The organism is Actinomycetota bacterium, assembly GCA_035540895.1.
In the GTDB taxonomy this organism is placed as follows: domain Bacteria; phylum Actinomycetota; class JAICYB01; order JAICYB01; family JAICYB01; genus DATLFR01.
Genome location: DATLFR010000003.1, coordinates 1 through 16,178 on the forward strand (window position 1 = coordinate 1; position 16,178 = coordinate 16,178).

The following is a 16,178-nucleotide window of genomic DNA, read 5'->3' on the forward strand; positions in this document are numbered from 1 at the left end:
TCGACCCGGAGGCGGCGGCGCTCGTCCCCCACTCCGTATGCACGCGGCACGCGGTCCTGGCCCTCGGGTTCCGGGAGGGAAAGCTGGTGGTCGCGATGGCCGACCCGGGCAACCTGCTCGTCCTCGACGACCTCAGGATCCGCACGGGCCACGAGCTCGACGTCCTGGTGGCGACCCGCGAGGACATCCTCGCGGCTATCGAACGCCTCCGCTCGATGGAGGACACGACCGACCTGCTGGCCGAGCCCGAGGCGGAGCCCGACGGGCCGGTGGGGCTCGAGGCCGTCGACGCGGCGGACCGGGCTCCCATCGTCAAGGCCGTGAACAGGATCATCATGCAGGCCGTCGAGCAGCGCGCCTCCGACATCCACGTCGAGCCGGAGGAGCGCGACGTACGGATCAGGTTCAGGATCGACGGGGTCCTGCACGAGAAGATGCGTCTGCAGAAGGCCCATCAGCACGGGATCGTCTCCCGCCTGAAGGTGATGGGAGAGGCGGACATCGCGGAGAAGCGTCTCCCGCAGGACGGCCGCGTGACGGTCTCGGTGGCCGGGTCCCCGATCGACCTGCGGATCTCGACGCTCCCCTCGGCCCACGGCGAGGAGGTGGTCATCCGCATCCTCGACCGCAGCAGCTCCCTGCTCGGGCTCGAGGACATGGGTTTCACCCCCGCGATCCTCGACCGCTACCGGACCGCTACCGCCAAGACGACCGGCGCGATCCTCGTCACCGGCCCGACCGGCTCGGGGAAGTCGACGACCCTGTACGCCACGCTGAACGAGTTGAACGACCCGTCCCGCAAGATCATCACCGTTGAGGACCCGATCGAGTACCGGATCGGAGGCCTGCGGCAGATGCAGGTCCACCCGGCGATCGGCCTGACCTTCGCGCACGCGCTACGATCCATCCTGCGATCGGACCCCGACGTGATCATGGTCGGTGAGATCCGGGACCGGGATACGGCCTCCATGGGCGTGCACGCCGCGATGACGGGCCACCTCGTCCTGGCCACGCTTCATACGAACGATGCCCCCACCGCGCCGACCCGGCTGACCGAGATGGGGGTGGAGCCGTTCCTCGTGGCCTCGGCCGTGCAGGCGGTCGTGGCGCAGCGGCTGGCGCGCAGGCTGTGTCCGGAGTGCGCGGAGCCCTACGAGCCCACCCAGGAGCTGCTGGAGCGGATCGGGGTGCCGGTCCCGGAGGGGAAGTCGAAGCGGCAGCTCAAGCGGCCGGTCGGGTGCCGCCACTGCGCGAACACCGGTTACCGGGGACGGGTCGCCCTCGCCGAGCTCATGCTCGTCACCGACGAGATCGAGCGGGCGGTCGCCGACCGGGCTCCCACGGAGACGCTGGCCGAGATCGCGAGGTCCCAGGGGATGGTCCCCCTGCTCGAGGACGGGCTCGCCAAGGCCGCGGCCGGGATCACCTCCCTCGAAGAGGTCCTGCGCGTCGTCGGCTGACGCTCGACACGTCGCCGGTCCTCTGCTAGAGTTCCCGCTCGGTTCTCACGCGCCCTGCGCGCGAGCTCCCGGGCGGCGGCCAGACACCAGCCTTCACAGGCCTGCGCTGACGCGCGCCCTCGGAAGAACCCCTCCCCTGAGGCAACCGCCCCTCGCGCGGGCCACGACACAGGAAGTTCGTGAGCCATGAAGCGAGAGCGCAGCGATACGACGCGGGTCCTCCTCCGCTACATCGGCCCCCACCGGGGCCGGGTGGCGCTGCTCGCCCTGTTCCTGCTCCTCAGTATGGGGCTCCCGCTCGCCGGGCCGCAGATCCTGCGCGTGTTCATCGACACCGCGCTCGACGCCGGCGAGATGGAGGTCCTGATCAGGCTCGCCCTGCTCTACCTGGCGATCGGACTGGTCGCGGAGGTGATCGCCGTCGTCACGACGTACATGGCCGAGCAGGTCGGGTGGACGGCGACGAACGACCTGAGATCCGACCTGACCGAGCACGCCCTCGGGCTGGACGTGGCCTACCACAACAGCCACACCCCCGGAGAGATGATCGAGAGGATCGACGGCGACGTCAGCGCGCTGTCCAACTTCTTCTCGGTCTTCGTGCTGTACATCCTGGGGTCCGCGATCTTCGGGCTCGGCATCCTCGTCCTCGTCGCCCGGGAGCACCTGGGGGTGGGGGCGGTGCTGGCCGCCTTCGCGGCCGTCTCGGTGAGCGTCATGCACCGGCTGCGCCGGATCGCGGTCCCGGCCTCTACGGCCCAGCGGGAGGCTTCGGCGGAGCTGTTCGGGTTCCTCGAGGAGCGCCTCTCCGGCACCGACGACATCCGGTCCCTGGGCGCCGGACACCACGTCATGCGCGGCTTCGCACGCGCGAACCGGCTGCTGCACCGTCGGCTCGTCCACTCCGAGAAGGTCGGGGTGCTCATCTGGACGGCGTCCACCGTCCTGTTCGGCGTGAGCATCGCGATGACGCTCGCCCTCGGCGGCTGGCTGTTCGCCCGCGGACAGGCCACCCCGGGCACGATCTTCATGCTCTTCCAGTACGTGATGATGCTCGACCAGCCGATCATGAACATCGCGTCGCAGATGCGCGAGTTCCAGAAGGCGGGAGCCGGGCTGAACCGCATCGGGGACCTGCTGGCGGAGAGGCCCACCATCGTCGACGGGTCCGCTCCGCTGCCCGACGGAGCCCTCTCCGTCGAGCTGGACGGGGTCACCTTCGCCTACGCCGACGACGACGTGACCGTGCTGGACGACGTGTCCCTCCGCGTCTCCCCGGGTGAGGTGGTCGGGGTCCTCGGCCGGACGGGGTCCGGGAAGACGACCCTGACGCGCCTGCTCCTGCGTCTGTACGACGTGGGGCAGGGGTCCGTCCGGGTGGGCGGACACGACATGCGTGAGCTCTCCCTGGACGACCTGCGCCGCCGGGTGGGCGTGGTGACCCAGGACGTCCAGCTCTTCCAGGGGTCGGTCCGGGACAACCTGACGCTGTTCGACGGCTCGATAACCGACGAGGCGATAGTGGATGCCCTGCGCACGCTGGGGCTCGGCGCGTGGCTGGAGGGGCTCCCGGACGGCTTGGACACGGAGCTGGCCTCGCAGGGCGGGGGGCTATCCGCCGGACAGGCCCAGCTGCTCGCCTTCGCCCGGGTGTTCCTGCGCGACCCGGGCCTGGTCATCCTCGACGAGGCCTCGTCGCGTCTGGACCCGGCCACCGAGGCGATGATCGAGTCGGCCGTGGACCGCCTGCTGGTGGGTCGGACGGCCGTCATCGTCGCGCACCGGCTGGCCACCCTGGGGCGCGCGGACACGATCGTCGTGATGGAGCACGGACGGGTGCTCGAGCACGGACCGCGGGCCGAGCTCGCTTCCGATCCCGGCTCCCGGTTCGCCAGGCTCCTGCGGACCGGCATCGAGGAGGTGCTCGCATGACCCCCATACGCGACCGCGTCCCCACCGACACCCTGGGTAGGACCGTCCGGTCCTGGCCCCTGGGATGGCGGCTGGCCCGCACCCACCTGGGCTCGTACGCCGCGTCCGGGGCGCTGTGGGCTGCCCGGAGCCTGTGGTTCATCCCCATGGGGCTCTGGTCGCGCGCCGCCCTGAACCGGATCACGGGCGACGCCACCGGCGAGCTCTGGAAGCCGCTCGTGGGCCTGCTCGGCACCGAGCTGCTGCGGGCCGCCTCGTTCTGGGCGGCGTGCGTCGTCTGGACGTCCTGCTTCTACGCGTTCGTCACCGTCATGCGCACGAACGTGCTCGGGCGCGTCGTCCGGGGGCCCGGCCGCGGACGGGTCCCGGACTCCCCCGGGGAGGCGATCAGCCGGTTCCGCGACGACACCGAGGAGTTCGTGTACCTCCACGACCTGTGGATCGACGTCACCTCGGCCCTGCTGCTGACCGTGGCGGCCATGGTCGTGATGGTCCGCATCGACCCCGTCCTGACCGCGATCGTGCTCTTCCCGATGGCGGCGACCCTGCTGATCATGCACAAGACCGGGCCCCGGATCCGCGTGAACCGCCGGGCGACGCGGCGGGCGACCTCGGCCGTCACCGGGTTCATCGGCGAATCCTTCGGCGCCGTGCTGGCCATCAAGGTCTCGGGGGCGGAGCGTGGGGTGCTGCGACGCTTCCGGGAGCTGTCCGAGACGCGTCGGGTGGCGGCCGTACGCGACCGGCTCTTCGTCGAGATCACGGACAAGATCATGGAGAACCTCGTCCACGTCGCGATCGGCGTGCTGCTCCTGCTCGCCGCCGGACGCATGCGCACCGGCACGTTCACGGTCGGGGACATGGCGCTCTTCACCATGTACATGCACTGGCTGATGTGGCTCCCGCGCTGGACGGGCCGCCTGATCGCCCGTACGAAGCAGTCGGCGGTCAACATGGGGCGGCTGGCCAGGATCGTCGAGGGAGCCCCGGCCGAGGTCGTGGTCGAGCCCTGCGTCACCGGTCTGAGTGGGGAGCTGCCATCGGTGCCGGAGGTGGAGCGTTCCCCCGACGACCGCCTCGAGGTGCTCGAGGCGCGCGGGCTCACGTACCGCTACCCGGACACCGGCCGCGGGATCACCGACGTGTCGCTGCGCATCGAGCGCGGCAGCTTCGTCGTGGTCTGCGGCCGGATCGGGTCGGGCAAGACCACCCTCCTGCGAGCCCTGCTCGGCCTGGTCGACCTCGAAGCGGGCGAGACCGTCTGGAACGGACGCGTCGTCTCCGACCCGATGTCCTTCTTCGTCCCGCCGCGCTCGGCGTACACGGCTCAGGTCCCGCGGCTGTTCAGCGAGAGCCTGCGCGACAACATGGTGCTCGGACAGCCCGTCCCCGACGACCGTTTGGCCGAGGCCGTCCGACTCGCCGTATTCGAGGACGACCTGGCCGAGATGCACGGCGGGCTGGACACGGTGATCGGACCCCGGGGGGTCAGGCTGTCCGGCGGGCAGGTCCAACGGACCGCCGCCGCCCGGATGTTCGTGACGGGCGCCGAGCTGCTCGTGTTCGACGACCTCTCCTCGGCCCTGGACGTGGTCACGGAGGCCGAGGTCTGGGACCGCGTCTTCGCCCGCGGCGACGCGACCTGCCTGGCTGTCTCGCACCGCCGGGCGGCCCTCCGCCGTGCGGACACGGTCGTCGTGATGAAGGACGGGACGGTCGAGGCGTCCGGCCCGCTGAACGAGCTGCTCGAGACCTCCGACGAGATGCGCGCGCTATGGGCGGCCGACGAGGGAGCCTGGCACCGCGACGCCGCGGTGCGGTAGCGAGCTCAGATGAGGCGGCGGTCGCTCGCCCAGCGGGTCAGTTCGTGACGGCTCGACAGCTGGAGCTTGCGCAGTACGGCCGATACGTGCGTCTCCACCGTCTTCACCGAGATGTGCAGCCGCCGGGCGACCTCCTTGTACGTGTACCCGCGGGCGATCAGGCGCAGCACCTCCTTCTCGCGCACGGTCAGCTGGTCGACCTCCGGGTCCTCCGGGACGGGGATGTCGCCGGCGAACGCGTCCAGGACGAACCCGGCCAGGCGGGGCGAGAACACGGCGTCCCCCTCGTGGACCCGCCGGATCGCGTCGGCGAGGTCCTCGGGGGAGATCGTCTTCGTCACGTAGCCGCGCGCCCCGGACCTGACCACCGCTATCACGTCCTCGGGGGCGTCGGAGACGGACAGGGCCAGGAAGCGGACGTCCGGATGGGTCGCGTGGACGGCCTCGATGACGGCTCGTCCGCCGCCGCCCGGCATGTGGACGTCGAGCAGGACGACGTCCGGCTTGGCCTGCCGTATCCCGTCGATGGCCCGGTCGACGTCGGATGCCTCGCCGACCACGTCGACGCGTCCGGCCAGCTCGGCCTTGACCCCGGAAAGGAACAGCCGGTGGTCGTCCACCACGAAGACCCGGGTCATGTTCCGTTCCTCGGCATCCGCAGCTTCACCTCGCACCCCTCGCCGGTCGCGGTGACGATCTCGACCTTGCCTCCGTGCCGCTCGATGCGCCCCCTGATCGAGTCCGCGATGCCCCGCCGGTCGGCCGGAACGGCCGAGATGTCGAAACCGCGCCCCCGGTCACGCACGTAGGCAGTCACCGCGTCATCCTCGCACTCCACGTAGACCGAGACCTCCTCGGCTCCCGAGTGCACGGCCGCGTTCGCTGCCGCCTCCCGCAGCGCCCTGACGAGCGCGACCATGCGGTCGTCGGCGGCCGCGTCGCCCACCACCACGAGCTCGACGGGCACGTCGTGTGCGTCCTCCACCTCTTCCATCGTCGTCGTGACCAGGGCGGCCAGCTCGGTGCGGGCCGCGGGTGCCGCGGCCGAGTAGAGCCAGCTGCGCAGCTCCCGTTCCTGTCGTCGGGCCAGCGTCACCATCTTCCGCGGGTCGCCGGCGTTGCGCTGGATGAGCGCGAGCGTCTGCAGCACGGAGTCGTGTAGGTGCGCCGCCACCTCTGCGCGCTCCTGGGAGCGCACGCGTTCGCGGCGCTCATCCGAGACCTGGCGCAGGAGCCGCGATAGGAGCGGTCCGAACGCGACCACGAGTCCCGCGGTCGTGACGAGGACCGCGACCACGACGCTGCCGACCGCCCGTAGGTCGTCCTGGGCCGCGACGAGCGAAGCCATCCCCACGACCACGAGGGCTCCGCCCGCAGCCAGCCTCACGAGCGGGGGACGGGTGACGAGGAGGTCGCGACCTCCGATGCGGACCCAGGTCGGGCGCACCTCGGGCTCCGTCCGGATGTAGAGGAGCGCTGCACCCATGCCCGCCAGGACGAGGGGCACGCCCACCGCGTCGCCCACCCACAGCCCGTACGCCCGGAACACCACCAGCAGGCCGACGACCACGAGACCCAGCGCGACCGCCTGCTGGGCCGTGGGCTCCCTCGCGGGGGGCGCCGCCGGATCGTCCGGATCCAGCGAGACCGCCCATGCGACCAGGTAGGCGACGGCACCGACCCCTGCGGCGAAGGTCAGGAGGGCCAGCGCGATCCGGACGACCATGGCATCCACGCCCCACCGGGCGCCGAGTCCGGCCGCGACGCCGGTGAGCACGGCGTCCTGGGGTCGGCGGGCGAAACGGAGGGCCTCCATGTCGGCGATGGTCTCACGGCCGGCCCGGGACGGACATCAGGGGAGTCCCTGAGAAGGGTCAGGGTGGGGCGGTCGATATCAGGGCCTCCCCCGATTGTCCTGTCGGCCGGTCGGAGGCACGATGCGGACATGGACCACGAGCAGAGCAACGACACGGGAGCCCACGAGGCTCCAACCGCGGGGGCCCCGGCCCCCGCAGCAACACCGCGCCCCCCGGCGGCGACGGTCCGGACGTTCCGGCGCCGCCGCCTGGACAAGGTGATCTCCGGCGTCTGCAGCGGACTGGGCGCCTACACCGGGACGGACCCCGTCCTGTGGCGGCTGGGGTTCGTCGGCGCGACCATCTTCACCGGAGGCGTGGCGGCCATCGTCTACGTGATCGCCGCGGTAGTGGTGCCGTACGGGGACGACGACGCGTCGTCCCCGGCGGTCACCCTCGACCTCAACCGCTGGATCGGCATCGCGCTCTCCGTGGTCGGGCTGTCCCTGATGTTCGGCCTGTTCGACCAGGGTCCGTGGTGGGGGCCGCGCGGCGGGGTCCTCTGGGGGCTCCTGCTGATCGGAGCCGGGGTGACGCTGTGGAACGGCTCACGCGACGAACCCGCGCCGTCCGAGCCGTTGCCAGACGCACGGTCGGCTCCGCCGGCGCCCGAGCCGGCCGTCCCCGTCGGCGGCGGCCTCCTGACGGCGCCCACCACCACCCCCGTCGCCGCTCCCGTGGACAGGCCGGCGGCGCCGCGCGAGCGTTCGTACCTCGGGCGAGCGACCCTGGGAGCCACGGCGATCGTGATGGGGGTCCTCCTCATGCTCGACTCGGCGGGCGTCCTGCGTCTCTCCCTCGGCGCGGCCGCGGCCGTCGCCTTGCTCATCACGGGAGCCGGACTGATCGTCGGCGCCTGGCGGGGGAGGGCCCGCGGCCTCATCGCCCTCGGGGTCCTGCTCACGCTGGTGCTCTGCGCGTCGACCTATGCCCCGGCCGGCCTGCGAGCGGGGGTGGGGGAGCTGGTGGAGACGCCGCTGTCGGCCGCCGAGGCTTCCCGGGGGTACCGGCTCTCGGCCGGGGCGCTGCACCTGGATCTGACGGAGATCGACACGGCAGCCTCTATCCCGGTCGAGGTCGGTGCAGGCGAGGTGACGATCGTGCTGCCGGCGGACGCCGCCGTCGTCCTGCGAGCCCGGATCGGTGCGGGGGAGCTCTGGCTCCCGGGCGCGGGCCGCGCCGGCTCGCTCGTCGAGGACGGGCCGGCCCGCCACCGCGGTTCGGGGTTGAACCACGACCGGACGGTGCGGCTGGACGGCCTACCCGGGGCTCCGCGGCTCCACGTCGACGTGCGCATCGGGGTCGGTGAGCTCAGGGTGGTCCGAGGGGAGCGCGGGTCGGAACCGCCCGCCGAGTTCGGGTCCCAGGAGGAGGTGGCGCTGTGAAGAGACATGCCCTCGACCCCGTCTCTCTGATCGCGGGCGCGTTCTTCGCGCTCTTCGCGGTCCTCTACCTGACCGGCGCGCTGGACGGTTCCCTCGTCCGGATCCGGTGGCTCGGAGCCGCGTCCCTGGTCGCGCTGGGGCTCGCTCTGCTGCTCTCGCCCCGGTCGCGCCCGGACCCCACACCCGACCCGGGCGACCCCGCCTAGGACCGCGCCCAAGGCGCGCCCGAGCGGGATAATGGGGAGCTATCCGTCCCACGAAGATGGGAGGCCGCGTCGCGGCCTCCCACCTCCACCCCAAGCGCCCTCAGAAGCTGATCTTCGCGGTGCGGAGGTCCTGACCGACCGACCCCGGCCGGTACTGCTGGATCCGAGCGGGAGGCCCGAGGTCGACCGTGAGGTGCAGGCGCCCCTCTTCGTCGGCCACGACCAGGTCCTCCACCGCGCCCGTCACCTCGACCGTCGCGCCGGGCCCCGCCACCCGACCGGTGACGACCCTGGTCATCCCGGACCCCGTGATGTGGAACCCGTCGGACGAGGCACCCCTGATCTCCAGGAACTCGGGCGCTCGGGCGGGGTCGGCGGTGAACGACCATCCCCAGGCGGACGAGTGCGCCTCGACGGTGCGGTAGTCGAAGGCCGCCGGGTCCGGACGGCCGAGGTTGGCGAGGACGTGGGGCACCCACTCCCGGAGCACTTCCGCGCCGTACTGGTACAGGTGGCCCCCGTCGTGCTCGGTGGCGTGGTACCCGATCCCCTCGGCGTCCAGGGCGGCTACGAAGTCACGCTGCATCTGGTTGAGGTTCATCTCGGGCTGCGAGCCGAACACGACGTCGAGCGGGGACGCCTCGTGCTGGGCGGGGATCCCGTTCCCCACGGCGGTGCGGATATCCGTACCGCGCAGGTTCGCCGCCAGGTCGAGGGGGTTGCGGTCGCGCCACCACACCTCGTCGAGGACGTAGTCCCCGAAGATCGGCATGGAGGGCGAGTAGGGCTGGTCGTAACCGCCGTCGAGGCTGTACAGGCCGGACGCCATCGGTCCCCAGCCGGGGTTGCGGATGTCCAGCACCCCGGAGAGGGAGGCGGCGAAGGCGAACAGCTCCGGGTGCCGGGCGGACAGGAACATGGCCCCGTAACCACCCTGCGAGAAGCCGGCTATCGCTCGGTGTCCGCGCTGGGCCACCGTGCGGTAGGTGGAGTCGACGTGGGGGACCAGGCTCTGCACGAAGAGCGTCTCCAGCTGATACCTGCCGTCGCGCCAGTCGTTGTACATGCCGACCCCGTTGTGGGGGGACACGACGATGAGGCCCTGATCGGCCACGGCGGACACGTCCATCACCTCGAACCAGGTGTTCTCGTCGCCGCCGCCTCCCGGGAGCAGGTAGAGCACGGGGTAGGCGCGTCCCGAGGTCTCGTAGTCGGAGGGGAGCTGGACGCGGAAGCGGAGTTCGTTGGACGGCATGGCGAGGGTGTCGCACCGGTTGGGGTCCTGGTCGGCTCCCGGCAGGACGAAGCCCGCCGGGGCGATCGTGCCGCAGGGGTAGGTCGGGTTCCCGCCCGCGTAGGCCACTATCTGGCCCTCGGCGGCCACGCACGCGGTGGCCGCTCCGCGGTTGCGGCCGAGCCAGACGCCGTTGCCCCCTCCAGATGCGCACCGCTCGTAGCTGGGCATGCATCCCGCCTCGCCGGGTGTGCACTCCGCCGCTGCGGCCGGGGGCATCGACGCGCCGGCCACGGCCAGCACGATCAGGACCAGCATCCGCCTCATCCGTCTCCTCCCTCAGGGCCCGGGGCCGGACCCGTCGTCAGGGCCCGCGCCGTACGCGTTCGAGACCGGCCGCCTCGTACGTAGAGGCTTTCGAGCCGGCAGGGCACATCCCTGCCGCGAGGCCCTGCGTACCGTTCCCCGTCGCGCCACAGCCGGTCCATCGCCGGGGAACCTATCCAGCGCAGCCCCGGGCGTCCGCGGACTTATGCACACATGGGACGTGGCAGTATCGACGGGTGGAGGTCGACATGAGCGAGGTGTCGCGCGCCGCGGCCCGGGACCGCCGGGTCACGAGCCCGTGACGCCGCCGCGTTTCCGGACGATCATCGAACCGTTCCGGATCAAGTCCGTCGAGCCGATCCGGTTCACGACGCCGGAGGAGCGGGAGGCGGCGCTCTACACGGCCGGCTACAACCTGTTCGCGCTGGCGAGCGAAGACGTGATCATCGACCTGCTGACCGACTCGGGGACGGGAGCGATGTCCTCCGAGCAGTGGGCGGGGATGATGCGGGGGGACGAGTCCTACGCCGGGTCCCGGTCGTTCTTCAGGTTCGAGGAGGTCGTCCGGGATCTGACGGGGTTCCGCCACGTGATCCCCACCCACCAGGGCCGGGCCGCCGAGAGGATCCTGTTCGGGGAGGTGGCGCGCCCGGGCCAGGTCGTCCCGAACAACACGCACTTCGACACGACCCGGGCCAACGTCGAGCACACGGGCGCCGTCGCTCGGGACCTCGTGATCGCCGAGGGACGCGAGCCGGCCGTCCTGCACCCCTTCAAGGGCAACATGGACCTCCACGCCCTCGAACGGACGCTGACGGAAGAGGACGTCCCCCTCGTGATGGTCACCGTCACCAACAACTCCGGCGGCGGACAGCCCGTCTCCCTGCAGAACCTGCGCGGGGTGAGGGCGCTCTGCGACCGGTTCGGGGTCCCTCTGTTCCTGGACGCCTGCCGGTTCGCCGAGAACGCGTGGTTCATCAAGATCCGGGAGCCCGGACACGCCGACCGGACGCCCACCGATATCGCCCGGGAGATGTTCTCGCTGGCCGACGGCGCGACGTTCAGCGCCAAGAAGGACGGGCTCGCCAACATCGGCGGGTTCCTCGCCTGCAACGACGACGACCTCGCCGCCCGGTGCCGGGCCGACCTGATCCTCACGGAAGGGTTCCCCACCTACGGGGGCCTGGCCGGGTACGACCTGGAGGCGATCGCGGTCGGGCTGCGAGAGGTCCTACATGAGGACTACCTGCGGTACCGCGTCCGGTCCGTCGAGTACCTGTGGGAGCGGTGCCGAGACGCGGGGGTGCCGGTCGTCAGCCCGCCGGGGGGACACGCGGTCTACCTCGACGCGAAGGGGCTGCTCCCGCACATCCCCCCTCACGAGTACCCGGGGCAGGCGCTCGCGGTCGAGATGTACCGGCTGGGCGGTGTCCGTCCGGTGGAGATCGGGAGCGTCATGTTCGGTCGTCCCCAGCCGGACGGCACCGAGGAGCCGGCGCCGATGGAGCTCGTCCGCTGCACGATCCCGCGCCGGGTCTACACCCAGTCGCACATCGACTACGTGGCCGAGGTGATCGAGGGCGTGGCGGCGCGGGCCGAGGCGATGCGGGGGTACCGCATCACCTGGCAGCCCCCGTTCCTCCGTCACTTCACGGCCCGGTTCGAGCCGCTCGGCTGACCCGACCGCGCTCCCCAGCCGTGCCTCGGCGACGGCCGCTGTAGGCTCACGGGGTGAACACGCAGCCCCCGCAGATCGCCGCCCACGGCTCCCTCCTCGACCTGGTGGGGGAGACCCCCCTCGTCCGGCTCGACCGGGTCGGACGCGACCTCGGATGCACCCTCGTGGCCAAGCTCGAGTTCCTGAACCCCGGCGGCTCGGTGAAGGACCGGCCGGCGATCGCGATGGTCGAGGCGGCCGAGCGCGACGGGCTCCTGCGTCCCGGCGGCACGATCGTCGAGCCGACCTCCGGCAACACGGGGGTCGGGCTCGCCATAGTCGCCGCGCGGAAGGGCTACCGGTGCGTCTTCGTGATGCCCGACAAGATGTCGGCCGAGAAGATCTCACTGCTGCGCGCGTACGGGGCGGAGGTGGTGGTCTGTCCCACCGCGGTGGCTCCCGATCACCCCGAGTCCTACTACTCGGTGGCGAACCGGATCACGGAAGCGACGCCCGGCGCGTTCCAACCGAACCAGTACCGCAACGTCGCCAACCCCGACTCCCACTACCGCAGCACGGGTCCGGAGATATGGCGTCAGACGTCCGGACGGGTCACCCACTTCGTGGCCGGGATAGGGACGGGCGGCACGATCTCGGGGATCGGCCGCTACCTGAAGGAGCAGAACCCCGACGTCCAGGTCGTGGGGGCCGACCCGGAAGGGTCGGTCTACTCGGGCGGGTCCGGACGTCCCTACCTCGTCGAAGGGATCGGGGAGGACTTCTGGCCCACCACCTATGACCCCGACGTGGTCGACCGGGTCGTGATGGTGTCCGACCGCGACTCCTTCCTCACCGCCCGGCGTGTCACCCGGGAGGAGGGGATCCTCGTGGGCGGGTCCACCGGGACGGCCGTCTGGGCGGCGCTGCACATCGGGCGGGAGCTCGGTCCCGACGCAGTGGTCGTGGTGATCGTGCCCGATTCCGGACGCGGATACCTGTCCAAGCTCTACAACGACGCCTGGATGGCCGAGTACGGGTTCCTCGAGGGCACGGGCCGGACGGTGGGGGACGTCCTGCACGCGAAGGGGGACGACCAGCCGCCGCTGATCCACGTCCACCCGACCGAGCCCGTCCGCCAGGCCATAGAGATCCTGCGGGAGTACGACGTGTCGCAGATGCCCGTCCTGAAGGAGGAGCCCCCGGTCGCGGTGGCCGAGGTGGTCGGGGCGGTCCGCGACCGCGACCTGCTGGACCGCGCGTTCCGAGATGCGTCCGTGCTCGACGCTCCGGTCGGGGAGGTGATGGGTCCGGCGCTCCCGACCATCGGGTCCGGGGAGCCGGTCGAGTCGGCGGTGGCGAAGCTCGAGCACGCTTCCGCCCTCCTCGTGATCGAGGACGGCCACCCGGTAGGCATCGTCTCCCGCTCGGACCTCCTGGACTTCCTGTCGAAGGGACGAGCATGAACGAGGACTGGGGCTTCGAGACACGCGCCATACACGCTGGACAGGAGCCGGACCCGACCACGGGCGCGGTGATCGTCCCGATCTACCAGACCTCCACGTACGCGCAGGAGGAGGTCGGGAAGCACAAGGGGTACGAGTACTCGCGCACGGGCAACCCCACGCGCACGGCCGTCGAGCGGTGCCTGGCCTCGCTCGAGGGAGCCCGGTTCGGTCTCGCCTTCTCGAGCGGCTTGGCCGCCAGCGACGCGCTGCTCCGGCAGCTCTCCCCCGGCGACCACATCGTCATCCCCAACGACGCGTACGGCGGGACGTACCGGCTGGTCTCGAAGGTCTATGAGCCCCACGGTTTCCGTCACACACCCGTGGACATGACCTCGCTCGACGCGCTCGCCGGAGCCTGGACCGACCGGACCCGGGTCGTCTGGGTGGAGACGCCCACCAACCCGCTCCTCACCGTGGTGGACATCGCCGCGATCGCGGCGTTCGCCCGGGAACGCGGCGCGATCTGCGTGGTGGACAACACGTTCGCGACCTCGTGGCTCCAGCGCCCCCTCGAGCTCGGGGCGGACGTCGTCTTGCACTCGACCACGAAGTACGCGGGCGGGCACTCCGACCTGGTCGGCGGGTTCATCGCCACGGACGACGAGGAGCTGGCCCGCAAGCTCGCGTTCACTCAGAACGCGGTCGGCGCGGTGCCGGGTCCGATGGACTGCTACCTGCTCCTCCGCGGGGTCAAGACGCTGGCCGTCCGGGTCGAGCGCGCGACCCAGAACGCGAAGGCGATCGTCGAGATGCTGGCCGGGCACCCGAAGGTGGCGAGGGTGCTCTACCCGGGGCTCCCGGACCACCCCGGCCACGAGGTGGCCGCGAAGCAGATGAAGGACTTCGGGGCGATGGTCTCCTTCATCCACGCGGAGGGGGAGCAGGCGGCGGTGGACCTCTGCTCGCGCACCCGCCTGTTCACGCTCGCCGAGTCGCTGGGGGCGGTCGAGTCGCTGATCGAGCACCCGGGCCGGATGACGCATGCGAGCACGGTCGGGTCGATGCTCGAGGTGGACCCGGCGCTCGTCCGGCTCTCGGTGGGGATCGAGTCGACCGAGGACCTGGTGGAGGACCTCCGGACGGCCCTCGGCTGAGCGGCGGCTAGACCCCGTAGAGGGGACGGAGCTTGCCCTCGAGGTGGCGCAGCAGCGGGTCGGCGCTCAAGGGCTTGCCCGTCACCCGCTCGCACAGGTCCTTCGGCTCGTGCCGCCCGCCGTGCGCGTGCACGTTGTCGTTCAGCCACTGCTTGAGCGGGCCGAACTCCCCGCGGGCGAACCCTTCCACCAGTCCGGGTACCTGCTCGCAGGCCGCCTCGAACAGCTGCGCGCAGTACAGGTTCCCCAGCGTGTAGGTCGGGAAGTACCCGAACCCCCCGAAGGCCCAGTGGATGTCCTGGAGGCAGCCGCGCGTGTCGTCGGGCACCTCGACGTCGAGGTACTCGCGGTACCGCTCGTTCCAGGCGTCGGGCACGTCCGCCGCGGCGAGCGACCCGTTCATGAGCGCCCGCTCCAGCTCGAAGCGGATCATGATGTGCATGTTGTAGGTCGCCTCGTCCGCCTCGACCCTGATCAGCGACGGCCGGACGACGTTCGCCGCATGGTGGGCGGCCTCCCAGGTGAAGCCGTCGACCGCTGACCCGAAATGCTCCTCGACCAGCGGCCAGCACCACCGCCAGAAACCCTCCGACCTCCCGACCTGGTTCTCCCACATCCGGCTCTGGCTCTCGTGGATACCCAGGGAGGCGGCGCCGCCGATCGGGGTGAGCATCAGCTCGGAGGGGATCCCCTGCTCGTAGATGCCGTGCCCGGCCTCGTGCATCGTCGCGGCGAGGGAGTCGAGGAACCCGTCCGGACGGAAGCGGGTCGTCATCCGGACGTCGTCCCGGTGGGAGCCGCCGCAGAACGGATGGGTGGACTCGTCGAGACGCCCTCGCGAGAAGTCGAACCCGATGCGCTCGGCCACGCGGCGCACGAAGGCGCGCTGGGCGTCGACCGGCAGCTCGTGGGCGGCGAAGCGCTCGTCCGGACGACGCGGTCCGTCCATCAGCGTGGCCAGGAGCTCGCGCAGCCGGTCGCGGAGCGGCGTGAAGACCGCTTCGACGGACGCGGCCGTCATCCCGCGCTCGTAGCCGTCGGCGAGCGCGTCCCACGGCTCCGCCTCCCACCCGTAGTGGTCGGCGACGCGGCGCGCCAGCTCCAGGTTGCGCTCGAGCCAGGGACGGAACCGCTCGAAGTCGTCGTCCTGTCGGGCCTCCTGCCACTCGTGCTGAGCCCGGGCCCTCACCTCCGCCCGCTCGGTCACGAGCTCGGCGGGGAGCTTCGTGGCGCGCTCGTAGTGGTGCCGGGTCTCCCTCAGGATCGCCGCCGCGTCGGGGTCGGACGTCATGTCGTCGTCGGCCTCGCACCGGTCGAGCAGCTCCCCGATCCGCGGGTCCGTGGCCATGCGGTGTATCAGCCCGGACAGCTGAGCCATCTGCTGCGCGCGGTAGCCGACGGCCGCGGACGGCATCATCGTCTCCTGGTCCCAGCTCAGGATCGACGCGGTGCCCCCGAGTAGGGAAGCTTCGCGCAGGAGCGTGAGGAGCTCGTCGTACGGGCGGGTCTTCGTCTCCACCGCTACTTCTTGGCCGGCTGGAAGTAGGGGCTGTCTCCGGCAGCGTGGTCGGTGACGTCGACGACCTGCTTGATCTCGGGCACCGCCTCGGTGATGGCCACCTGGATGCCCTGCGAGAGGGTGACCTGGGCCATCCCGCAGCCCTGACACCCGCCGCTGAGGCGGAGGAATGCGGTCTCC

General features: G+C 71.4%; 13 protein-coding genes. 8 read left to right on the forward strand and 5 right to left on the reverse strand.

What is annotated here, in order from left to right:
* The 3 genes from VM840_00085 to VM840_00095 all read left to right on the forward strand — a co-directional run.
* Nucleotides 1–1,460, forward strand: a 1,460-nt coding sequence (locus tag VM840_00085; GenBank protein HVL79971.1) for a GspE/PulE family protein, incomplete at its 5' end; no start/stop codon positions are given.
* 186 nt (nt 1,461–1,646) lie between these two features.
* Nucleotides 1,647–3,392: an ABC transporter ATP-binding protein gene (locus VM840_00090; GenBank protein HVL79972.1), complete on the forward strand. Its 1,746-nt coding sequence runs from the start codon at nt 1,647–1,649 to the stop codon at nt 3,390–3,392.
* Nucleotides 3,389–5,215 (forward strand): ABC transporter ATP-binding protein, encoded by a 1,827-nt coding sequence (locus tag VM840_00095; GenBank protein ID HVL79973.1) that lies wholly within the window; start codon nt 3,389–3,391, stop codon nt 5,213–5,215. Before VM840_00090 ends, VM840_00095 begins: the two co-directional genes overlap by 4 nt.
* A 5-nt stretch (nt 5,216–5,220) precedes the next feature.
* Here VM840_00095 and VM840_00100 read toward each other — a convergent pair whose 3' ends face one another.
* Both VM840_00100 and VM840_00105 read right to left on the reverse strand, forming a co-directional pair.
* Nucleotides 5,221–5,853: a response regulator transcription factor gene (locus VM840_00100; GenBank protein ID HVL79974.1), complete on the reverse strand. Its 633-nt coding sequence runs from the start codon at nt 5,851–5,853 to the stop codon at nt 5,221–5,223.
* Entirely contained in the window at nt 5,850–7,031 is a 1,182-nt protein-coding gene (locus VM840_00105) for a PspC domain-containing protein (protein ID HVL79975.1), read from the reverse strand. Before VM840_00105 ends, VM840_00100 begins: the two co-directional genes overlap by 4 nt.
* A gap of 129 nt (nt 7,032–7,160) precedes the next feature.
* On the opposite strand from VM840_00105, the gene VM840_00110 reads away from it, so the two are divergent.
* Both VM840_00110 and VM840_00115 read left to right on the forward strand, forming a co-directional pair.
* Nucleotides 7,161–8,456, forward strand: coding sequence for a PspC domain-containing protein (locus VM840_00110; protein HVL79976.1), 1,296 nt, complete (start codon nt 7,161–7,163; stop codon nt 8,454–8,456).
* Complete coding sequence (locus tag VM840_00115) at nt 8,453–8,662, forward strand: hypothetical protein (GenBank protein ID HVL79977.1); 210 nt, start codon at nt 8,453–8,455, stop codon at nt 8,660–8,662. Before VM840_00110 ends, VM840_00115 begins: the two co-directional genes overlap by 4 nt.
* A 100-nt stretch (nt 8,663–8,762) precedes the next feature.
* Here the strand turns inward: VM840_00115 and VM840_00120 are convergent, their stop codons facing one another.
* Nucleotides 8,763–10,223 carry an alpha/beta hydrolase family protein gene (locus VM840_00120; protein ID HVL79978.1) on the reverse strand — a complete coding sequence of 487 codons (1,461 nt, stop codon included), beginning with the start codon at nt 10,221–10,223 and terminating at the stop codon, nt 8,763–8,765.
* A 298-nt stretch (nt 10,224–10,521) separates the two neighbouring features.
* Between VM840_00120 and VM840_00125 the strand changes: the two genes are divergently transcribed.
* The 3 genes from VM840_00125 to VM840_00135 all read left to right on the forward strand — a co-directional run bounded on the left by VM840_00125 (nt 10,522) and on the right by VM840_00135 (nt 14,479).
* Entirely contained in the window at nt 10,522–11,901 is a 1,380-nt protein-coding gene (locus VM840_00125) for a tryptophanase (protein HVL79979.1), read from the forward strand.
* A gap of 74 nt (nt 11,902–11,975) precedes the next feature.
* On the forward strand, nt 11,976–13,343 hold the full coding sequence (locus VM840_00130; GenBank protein ID HVL79980.1) for a cystathionine beta-synthase: 1,368 nt from the start codon (nt 11,976–11,978) through the stop codon (nt 13,341–13,343).
* Entirely contained in the window at nt 13,340–14,479 is a 1,140-nt protein-coding gene (locus tag VM840_00135) for a cystathionine gamma-synthase (GenBank protein ID HVL79981.1), read from the forward strand. Before VM840_00130 ends, VM840_00135 begins: the two co-directional genes overlap by 4 nt.
* A gap of 7 nt (nt 14,480–14,486) precedes the next feature.
* On the opposite strand, the gene VM840_00140 is transcribed toward VM840_00135, so the two are convergent.
* Together VM840_00140 and VM840_00145 are read right to left on the reverse strand one after the other, a co-directional pair.
* Entirely contained in the window at nt 14,487–15,998 is a 1,512-nt protein-coding gene (locus VM840_00140) for a carboxypeptidase M32 (GenBank protein ID HVL79982.1), read from the reverse strand.
* Between the two features lie 2 nt (nt 15,999–16,000).
* Nucleotides 16,001–16,178 (reverse strand): NifU family protein (locus VM840_00145; GenBank protein HVL79983.1); only part of this gene is annotated, 178 nt, incomplete at its 5' end.